At 49.1% G+C, this 275-nt stretch carries 1 protein-coding gene; it reads left to right on the top strand.

The annotated features are described in order from the left end of the window. Positions 1-275, top strand: a 275-nt coding sequence (locus AC1RPG_RS08745) for a hypothetical protein (RefSeq protein ID WP_481762596.1), incomplete at both ends; no start/stop codon positions are given.

Below are 275 nucleotides of genomic sequence, written 5' to 3'. Positions count from 1 at the left end.
CTTCAAACCTGTATTGATCTTGTTGCCGAAGTCGAAAACGGGATTCGCGAATCGAAGGGACGCTATGGTGTTCACTCGTTCAACAACCTGATGATGACTATTCGGGAACTTGTGACGGACATGCAGCAAACTCGGGATCGAGGTGCTATTGGTGTCACTATCAGCGAATCGGTTTTGCGGCCCATGATGCGTGGTCTGGCTATGCTTGTCATGAACGAGACTATGACGATCATGGCCGCTGCAAAAGGCAGTATGAGCGTTGACGAGTTTAAAGA

Source organism: Dellaglioa sp. CoH-57-MRSF-18 (assembly GCF_056781995.1).
Note: the sequence above shows the minus strand (reverse complement) of the source record. Positions and strands in the feature narration are given on the sequence as shown.